Consider the following 8,122-nt stretch of genomic DNA (forward strand, 5'->3'; position numbering starts at 1 on the left):
AAAATCAATTTTCTTTCACTAAACTATAAAAAGTGTATTAACATTAATAATGTTAATAATGTAACTTAATATTTTTTAGGAAGATATTTACTTTTAAATCAAAATTTTGCATTATATTATTTATGATTATAAATCACTAAATGAAAGGAGGAAACTTAACATGACAAAAGTTACAACACATAAAAAAAGTCCAACTTGCCACAACAAACATCAACGCAAATTAATTGTTCTTATCTCAACACTAGCATTTGTAAACAAAAAGTATAAAAAATATACCCAAAGTATCATACTCTATTACTTTAATGAAAATCTAAAACGAAATGGTCAAAAGCCCGTTAAACTAAAAACACTACAAAATTATCTTTACGAATTAGAAAAAAAATTTAAAGTCACAACTAATTATCACAAACACCTGGGGGTAAATTGTGGGACTGAAATTTACTATAAACTTAATTTTCCAAAAAAAGAGTGTTACTTTAAGATAAACAAATTCTTTGAAGATAAAAAACAATCAAGATTTGAAAAAAGAGTTGAAATAGGGCTTAAAGAGAAATTTAATAAAAATGGGAGTGTAAATTTTGAGGCGTGTTTAAGTAATAATAATAATAATAATATAAAAGAAGAAGAAAAAACGAGAGACAATCCAATAAAAAAATTTCAAAAAATAAAGTACTTCAATAAATGTAATTTTTTAGATAAGAAATCTCTCTCAATTTTATTATATTTAGATATTGAGGAAGATAAATTGATTAAAGTATTTAAAACCATAAAAAGATATGAAATTGAACTAACAAAAAATAAGAAGATTTTTTCAAATAAATCTTGCTTTAAAGAAAAGCAAAACAAATTAAGGGAAACATTAGAAAATAACAAAAAACGATTAGAAAAAAACGGATATAATGCTGAACAATTGGAAACAGAATTTAAAAAAATATATGAAAATTACAAATTAAAGCCGCATTTTATAATTGAGTATCACAAATATAACGATTTAAGCAAAATAATGCGCAAATTAGAAAAATCAATTGAATTGAAAAAAGAAAATTCACAAAAAGATTATGAGAACTTAAAAACAAACATTTTCAATATTCTTATTGAGCGACTAAAAAATATGGCAAATATTGAAGCCCTAAAACCAATTGTAAAAGACTATTTGAATAGCAAAAAGAAATTAGAATACAATAAAATATTTGGCACATATTATAATGATTTATTAGTAATAATAGAAACCGAAAAGAGTTCAGTTAATTTAAAAGAATTAGATAAAAAAGCTATATAAAAGTTAAATAAGGGGGTTTTATGGTAATAAAATTCAAAAAAAGAAAAATTTTAACTAAAAAAATAAATAATAATGTTAAGCAAAATTCAATTATAGATGAAAGTAAAACCTCTTATTACAAAACACTAAAAGAGAAATTAAAAGATAATTTCAAAAAAGAAATGTTCCATAGGGTGGAGAATATGAAAATTTTAAAAGAAATAAGAGACAATAAATATTACAAATTTGACGGCTATAGAACATTTTTAGACTTTTTAAAAGACTTTAATGTGGCAAAAAGTCAAGCATACAAATATTTAAAATTAGCAGCCGCACTGCAAGACGGTGTTCTTGACGCGGATTATGTAATAGAAAATGGTATTAAGAATTCTTTTAATTACATAAGAGATAAAGAAAGTCCAAGTTTAAAAAAATCTAAGCAAAACCCAATAAAGCCATTAAGGCTGCAACTTAAAACTCAAGAAAGTTATGATTTTTACAAAAGCAAAGCTAAATTTACTAGTTTTATGATGAGAGAAATTTTTGAAAATCAAAAAGATTTTCTTAATAAGCTTATGAAAAAGTATGACGAACTAAAAATATAATTTTAAATCAATGCAAATTGATTTTGAGCTTAGGTTAAGCTACACTACAAATAGTGTAGTGAAACTTTTTTAGTTTACCTACCTTTTATTTTCAATTTTCAAAAAATAATGGTAATAGCTTAGCTTAGTTCTTTTGATAAGAGAATATAGCCAAGCTCTAATTTTTTGCTATTAAAAAGAAATTTTGGTTTTAAACGTTTAATTCAAGAGTTTTTGTAAAAAAATTTTTGTAAAAAACTTGTGAAAAAAAGTTTTTGCTATATAATTATTTATAACTAAGTAAAAGGAGGAAACTTAACATGACAAAAGTTTCAAAAAATAATAATTTTAATATTCAAGATAATATACCAAACAATATACAGGCAAAAATCAAATTCAGAAAAGATATGAAAACCCTAAAAATGAATTTACCGCGGATTGACAAAAGTCTTCAGGGACATAAGTATATGTATCAAGATTTTAATGACATATTAGAGGAAATTGAAAATGTTATAGAAAAGCATAATTTGGAGCTTGATTTTGAGCAATATCCAATCTACATAGAGGGTCAATATGGTATATTCGATTGTATTAGAACTACATTTTACAGTACAAGTACTGATTATGAATTTTCTTTTGATACGCGAATTCATATAGATGGGGCTAAAACTATAAATACATTGCCACAACAAGTTGGATCAGCCATTACTTATTTTAAAAGGTATGCTTTAGTTGCTTGTCTTCGCATAAAAAGTGAAGTTGATACCGATGCAGCGCCTATTTACAATAATGATGAAAACAGAAATTCTGTTTCCAATAGACAAGTTAGTGTTAATCAAAAGCAAGAAAAAAAACAAGACATAAATCAAAATCAAAACTTTAATAAAAAGTTAAAAATTGGAAAATCTTATTGCTATGAAATTTTTAGAAACGCGCTATTTAATATAAAAAATTGGGTAAATGAAGATACAGAAAAAAGTAATATAAATGCCCTAATAAGGGCGTTATGTGTTGACAATGATGATGTTTTAGATAATATTTTTGAAAAAAATTCCGAGCTTAAAAGCATAGAATATTGGGTAAAAATTTTAAAAGAATATTTCAAGAAAAATAATAAATTGGATGATTTAAATAAGTTTGAAAAATTTATGTCTGATAAAAAGTCGGATTATGAAACAAGTGTATTAAAATTTTTCTGTATGTTAAAAGAAGAAAGACAATTTGATTATATGTTTGCATTGTAATAATTTGGATTAATACCAATATTTCCCCTTATTTGGGGGAAATATTAACTTATTGGTGGACTATTAACTTATTAGTGAACTATTATATATCTAAATCAAAGATTATAGAAATAATAGTTCACACTATCTATTTTTATTTAAATTTTTTTCTAAAGAATTTATCCTAGCATTTAAATTATCTATTTTTTTATTTAAATTTTTTTCTGAGGTTTCTATCTTGGAAATTAAACTATCTATTTTTTTGTTAAAATTCTTTTCTAAATTTTCTGTTTTGTAGTTAGAATTTTTTTCTATATTGTCTATTTTTAAATTTAAAGTAATATTTAAACTATCTATTTTTTTGTTAAAATTCTTTTCTAAGTTTTCTGTTTTGTAATTTACAGTGTCTAGCGCAAGCTTTAAATTATTTTCTACACTATCTTTTAATAGCTTTAAATTTTTTTCTATATCCACTATTTTATGCTTTAGCCCCTAAATAACATAATTGTCACTATGAAACAAAGAAAATATACTATCTCTTCACCAAAGCCCATTTTTGTAAATTCGTTTTTTATGTTTTCTATATCTAATAATTTATTCTCTAAATTCTTCATAAAATCCCTTTCTTGTCCTTATAAGGATATATAAATAATAATATTTATTTTAGCGTTGTTTAGAAAGTGAAAATTATTAAGTAGATATGGATTTATAAATTTCTTTACTATTTAATATATTTAGCAAATATCCACAAAATAATACCACTAAAAATAGCGGTGATAAAGGGCGGTATTATTATCAGAACAAAAATACTTTTTATATAGTATTCTTGAAATATTGTATTTATAGTCGCTTTAGTTTTGTAAAATCCTTTTTTAATATCTTTTATATCATTTTCTAAATTAGCTATTTGATTTTCTAAATTAAAAATTTTACTACATAGATATGAACTGTCTTTTGTGATATTTTCTTTTATAACGGATATTTCTTTTTTTATATTTTCTACATTATTAGAAATATTATTTTGTAAAAGATTTTTTTTATCATATGAATTTAAATTATATTTGTTAACATCTCGCATTAAAAAATCCTCAAATTTTGTATTAACAACTAGTATTAATTTTCTAAATTGCGAATTGTGAGTTTTTGACGCTTATATCTATAATTACAAGACTCTATTAGCTCATTTTCAGTCTCTTTATGAATTTTACAATAAGTTATTTGCTGCTCTATTTTCCCGGGATGGATTACGCAAGAATTTACAAGCACAACAAAATCAAAAAAAATGAAAATTTTATTTTTCACGGTCCCACTCTCCAAGCTTTAAAAAGTAAAGCAAAGCCATATAATTACAATATGTTTTTTAAAATACAAAATTTAAAAAACGGTTTATTTATTTTTGAAACAAGTAAATTTCAATTTTTTAAAAATTTAACTAATTTGTCTTGTTACATTTTCCATTACATTTTAACAAACTGAAAATGTAACAACAATGAGATTTTTAGAAACTCTCCATTATAAAGATTATTCTCTTTAAAACAGATTATAAAGGGCATACGAGATAAATTTTCTAGTCTTTTATATATAATAAACGTAGTATATACTATAAACCGTGCAATAGCATTTAAGTTGCCACTTGAGTTTATTATTTCTATCCTATAGCCCAAATTTTGAATATAATGTAGGGCCTATTCGTTTATAAAACTCTACTAGTTTTTGCTACAATTTGAATTGTAATTTTGATTAATTTTTATTAACTAAATACTAACTCATAGAAAAAAGTCAATTTTGCATATATCAATAGTTATTTGATTTAAATAATTATTACTGCAAATTTATCCCCGTAAAGATAGTAAAAATTAATAAAAACCATTAAGTGAAAATAAAATCTTTTAATTACCCATTTATAGGCGATATACTACGCTTTTCTTGTAAAAAATTAATTATTCACTATGGCTAAATTTGTGTCGCTTATGGGGCCCAAAACAGCCAAAATAAACGATCTTATTTGGGCTTAATAATAATTTTACTTTATGTGGTTTTTGGGCTACGTAGAACTTCATAATTTGGCCTAGAAAGTAAAATCAAAATGGGTTTTAATTTTGATTGATTTTTTCTTTTTTGCTTGTAGTATTGTTACAAAAACCCCAACAAAACTAACTATTAATTAGTGTTGTTGGGCTCAAAATGGATAATTGTTATTTTACAGGTGCTTAAATCTATAAAATAGAGCAAAAAAAATAATAAATTTTAAAAAATCTACAAAAATACTTGTGTTTTATAGGAAAGTATAAACATATATCTTTATAAAGATATAGCCAAAAACATGTAAATTCAATATATTTCCCCAGTAATTTTAAAGTTTTGTTATATTTAGAATAACTTTTAGTAGCTACATTTATGTTCGCTTAAAAATTGTTTTTTCACTTACTAAAGCTATTCTAGCCCGAATTTTGCACACAATTAAAGCTTTTTAGTTTGACTAATATTGGTAATTTTTGCTAGAATTAATATTAATTAATATTATTTTATTTTTATATTTAATTTTGTTTGATTTAAAAGTGAGATTAATAAATGGAAATTAATGATTATTTAGATTTTAAAAAAACCACCGCTGAAGTATTACTTAAAATTAATGATGATTATCAAAAAATACTACAAATATTAGATAAAAATAAAACCTTAAAAAATAGGATAAAAAAATCAACTGAAAATAAACAAGAAAATTTCAAAACCCCCGCTAAACTGTACTTAAATCCAAAAATTAACCAATTAATTATAAAATGCGTCAAAATCTTAAAACAAATTGACCCAATATCTGGTTGGTTCGTACATTTACTAGTAATAAGTGGGTGTAGGGGCGCCGAACTGCAAAACGTAAAAATGCAAGATATTTCAGTCTTTTTAAGTAAAACTGGAAAAACTTTATACAACATAAAAGTAAATGTGGTAAAAAAAAGAGTTAATACTTGTGTGAGAGAATTTGTTATAAATTCAAAAGAATTTAATGCTATTCAAAAAGCACATGAAGATTTTTTTAAAGAAAAAAATCTTAATACAAGTCGCACTTATTTTTTCCAAAAAACCAAACATAGGTTTAAAGATAATCGAATTAGTATTGATCATATTGCTAAAAAATTCAAAAAGTTGCTTAAAAAGTGGGGTTTTAGGGCAAATAAATCACTCCATTTATGTAGAAATTTGTTTATTTTTAATTTAAAGGCTAGTGGTTATAATTCTTTTCAAATTAAAGAACTTATGAAATATTCTTCAACATATGAAATTGATAATATTTATGGACTATCTTCTGCAAGTAAAATTCAAGCGTATGAGTGCATAAAGAATAGTATTGGACTGTAAATCACCTATTAAGCTTAAATGATGAATATCTTTATTTTTGACATATAATCTCTATCTATTAACTTGATTTACTTATTTTTTTTACAATTTTTTATCCGTGTCCCTATTCAACGGGGACACGGATACTATTTGAAAACGCCATATCTTTAGAAAAGAATACTTTTTCACTTGTTGATAATAGGCCTTTTAATCTGTCTGATATCGCCTTTTTATTAGGGTCATAATTAAACATAAATTCTTTAAATTTATAATTTACATTATTAATTAGTGGGTATTTACGCATAATTTCATCAATTTTAATTTTGAGTAGTTCTTTAATGGGTTTTTCTTTTTTTCTGTTTTCATTTTGAATTTTGTTCAGTTCTACTTTTAAATTTTTAATTTCAAAAAGAGAACACTCAAGATTTACAGCGGACTGTTCAGTTTCAATATTAAGGTCTATATAATCAACATACTCTACAAATTCATTTACCCAATTAAACTCAACTCCAGATTGATAAAAATCACTCTTTTCTACTAACTCTTCAACAAAATTTATAAAAGTCTGATTATCATCATTATGTGATATTAATAAATTGACCGCATTGTTTTTCCCAATTTTATTTCTCAAATTGATAATTTCTAATTCACATTTATTAACAAATTTAAGCACTTTTGATATTAAAGAATTATTTCTTTTTATCTTACAATTAATAGGCGCTGTACCTATTAAAAAGAATAAGTTACAATATTCAAGTCCAGTACACGCTAACTGAATTTGTGCTTGTACATAATATTTGAAAAAATACTTACTACTTAAAAAATTACCATTTTTATTGTACTCTTCAATGGCACTACTCATATAGTTAGAGTCACTACTCTTAATTTCTAAAAGTTCTAAATCACCACAAATATTAATAAACCAACCGTCAATTGTTGAGCCCACTAAATTTTCTGATTTACTCATTTTTTTGAAATAGTTATATTTATCAACACCATTGGCATATTTATTTTTGTACAAAACCTCAATATTATCACCGTGTGCCTTTATAAATTCTCTAAATCCTAAATTTTCTAACTCTTTTCCTTTTAACATATGTAAATTCTCTTTAAAAGGCATACTCATACCAAAAGATTTGAGCACTCGATTTATCATTAAGTCTTTAAGTCCAGCTCCACCAATAAGAATATTTCCTATTTCACTAGCCCCGTATCTACCGAGCTTGTTTCTTTGCTCGCTAAAATCAATACTACGATTAAATTTAAAACACTCTTTACTGTTTATTCCAGGTAATTTTTTGCCTATCTTGCTTAATTTGCTTTTTTCTTTAGTTTGAGAAGATTTTTCCTCAAATATTTCACAACCAATAAAACTCTGTTGATTAACATGTATTATTTTGGATTTTTCGTTTATCTTATTATTTTGTATTTCTTGATTATTTTTTGAAACTTTTGTCATGTTAAGTTCACTCCTTTTACTTAGTTATAAATAACTATATAGCAAAAACTTTTTTTCACAAGTTTTTTTACAAAAACTCTTGAATTAAACGTTTAAAACTAAAATTTCTTTTTAATAGCAAAAAATTAGAGCTTAGCTATATTCTCTTATTAAAAGAACTAAGCTAAGCTCTTACCATTATTTTTTGAAAATTACTAAATAAAAGGTAGGTAAACTAAAAAAGTTTCACTACACTATTTGTAGTGTAGCTTAACTTAAACTT

General features: G+C 24.0%; 8 protein-coding genes. 4 read left to right on the forward strand and 4 right to left on the reverse strand.

What is annotated here, in order from left to right; translation table 11 throughout:
• Positions 1-160: 160 nt before the first annotated feature.
• The 3 genes from QIA41_RS05130 to QIA41_RS05140 all read left to right on the forward strand — a co-directional run bounded on the left by QIA41_RS05130 (position 161) and on the right by QIA41_RS05140 (position 3,086).
• Positions 161-1,279: a plasmid maintenance protein gene (locus QIA41_RS05130; protein ID WP_418909402.1), complete on the forward strand. Its 1,119-nt coding sequence runs from the start codon at positions 161-163 to the stop codon at positions 1,277-1,279.
• A gap of 20 nt (positions 1,280-1,299) precedes the next feature.
• A complete protein-coding gene (locus QIA41_RS05135) occupies positions 1,300-1,863 on the forward strand; it encodes a chromosome replication/partitioning protein (protein WP_418909403.1) in 564 nt (187 codons plus the stop codon).
• A 299-nt stretch (positions 1,864-2,162) separates the two neighbouring features.
• Positions 2,163-3,086, forward strand: a complete 924-nt coding sequence (locus QIA41_RS05140; RefSeq protein WP_418909404.1) for an ERF family protein — start codon at positions 2,163-2,165, stop codon at positions 3,084-3,086.
• 123 nt (positions 3,087-3,209) lie between these two features.
• Here QIA41_RS05140 and QIA41_RS05145 read toward each other — a convergent pair whose 3' ends face one another.
• The 3 genes from QIA41_RS05145 to QIA41_RS05155 form a co-directional block, all read right to left on the reverse strand.
• Complete coding sequence (locus QIA41_RS05145; protein ID WP_418909405.1) at positions 3,210-3,539, reverse strand: hypothetical protein; 330 nt, start codon at positions 3,537-3,539, stop codon at positions 3,210-3,212.
• 247 nt (positions 3,540-3,786) lie between these two features.
• Complete coding sequence (locus QIA41_RS05150) at positions 3,787-4,143, reverse strand: hypothetical protein (RefSeq protein ID WP_418909406.1); 357 nt, start codon at positions 4,141-4,143, stop codon at positions 3,787-3,789.
• A gap of 35 nt (positions 4,144-4,178) precedes the next feature.
• A complete protein-coding gene (locus QIA41_RS05155; protein WP_418909399.1) occupies positions 4,179-4,367 on the reverse strand; it encodes a hypothetical protein in 189 nt (62 codons plus the stop codon).
• A 1,269-nt stretch (positions 4,368-5,636) separates the two neighbouring features.
• Here QIA41_RS05155 and QIA41_RS05160 point away from each other — a divergent pair.
• Positions 5,637-6,422, forward strand: a complete 786-nt coding sequence (locus QIA41_RS05160; protein ID WP_418909400.1) for a site-specific integrase — start codon at positions 5,637-5,639, stop codon at positions 6,420-6,422.
• Positions 6,423-6,525: 103 nt separating this feature from the next.
• Here the strand turns inward: QIA41_RS05160 and QIA41_RS05165 are convergent, their stop codons facing one another.
• Positions 6,526-7,860 (reverse strand): DUF244 domain-containing protein, encoded by a 1,335-nt coding sequence (locus QIA41_RS05165; protein WP_418909401.1) that lies wholly within the window; start codon positions 7,858-7,860, stop codon positions 6,526-6,528.
• Between the last annotated feature and the right edge of the window lie 262 nt (positions 7,861-8,122).

The sequence above is a fragment of the Borreliella sinica genome (assembly GCF_033969665.2).
GTDB classification, from domain to species: Bacteria; Spirochaetota; Spirochaetia; order Borreliales; family Borreliaceae; genus Borreliella; species Borreliella sinica.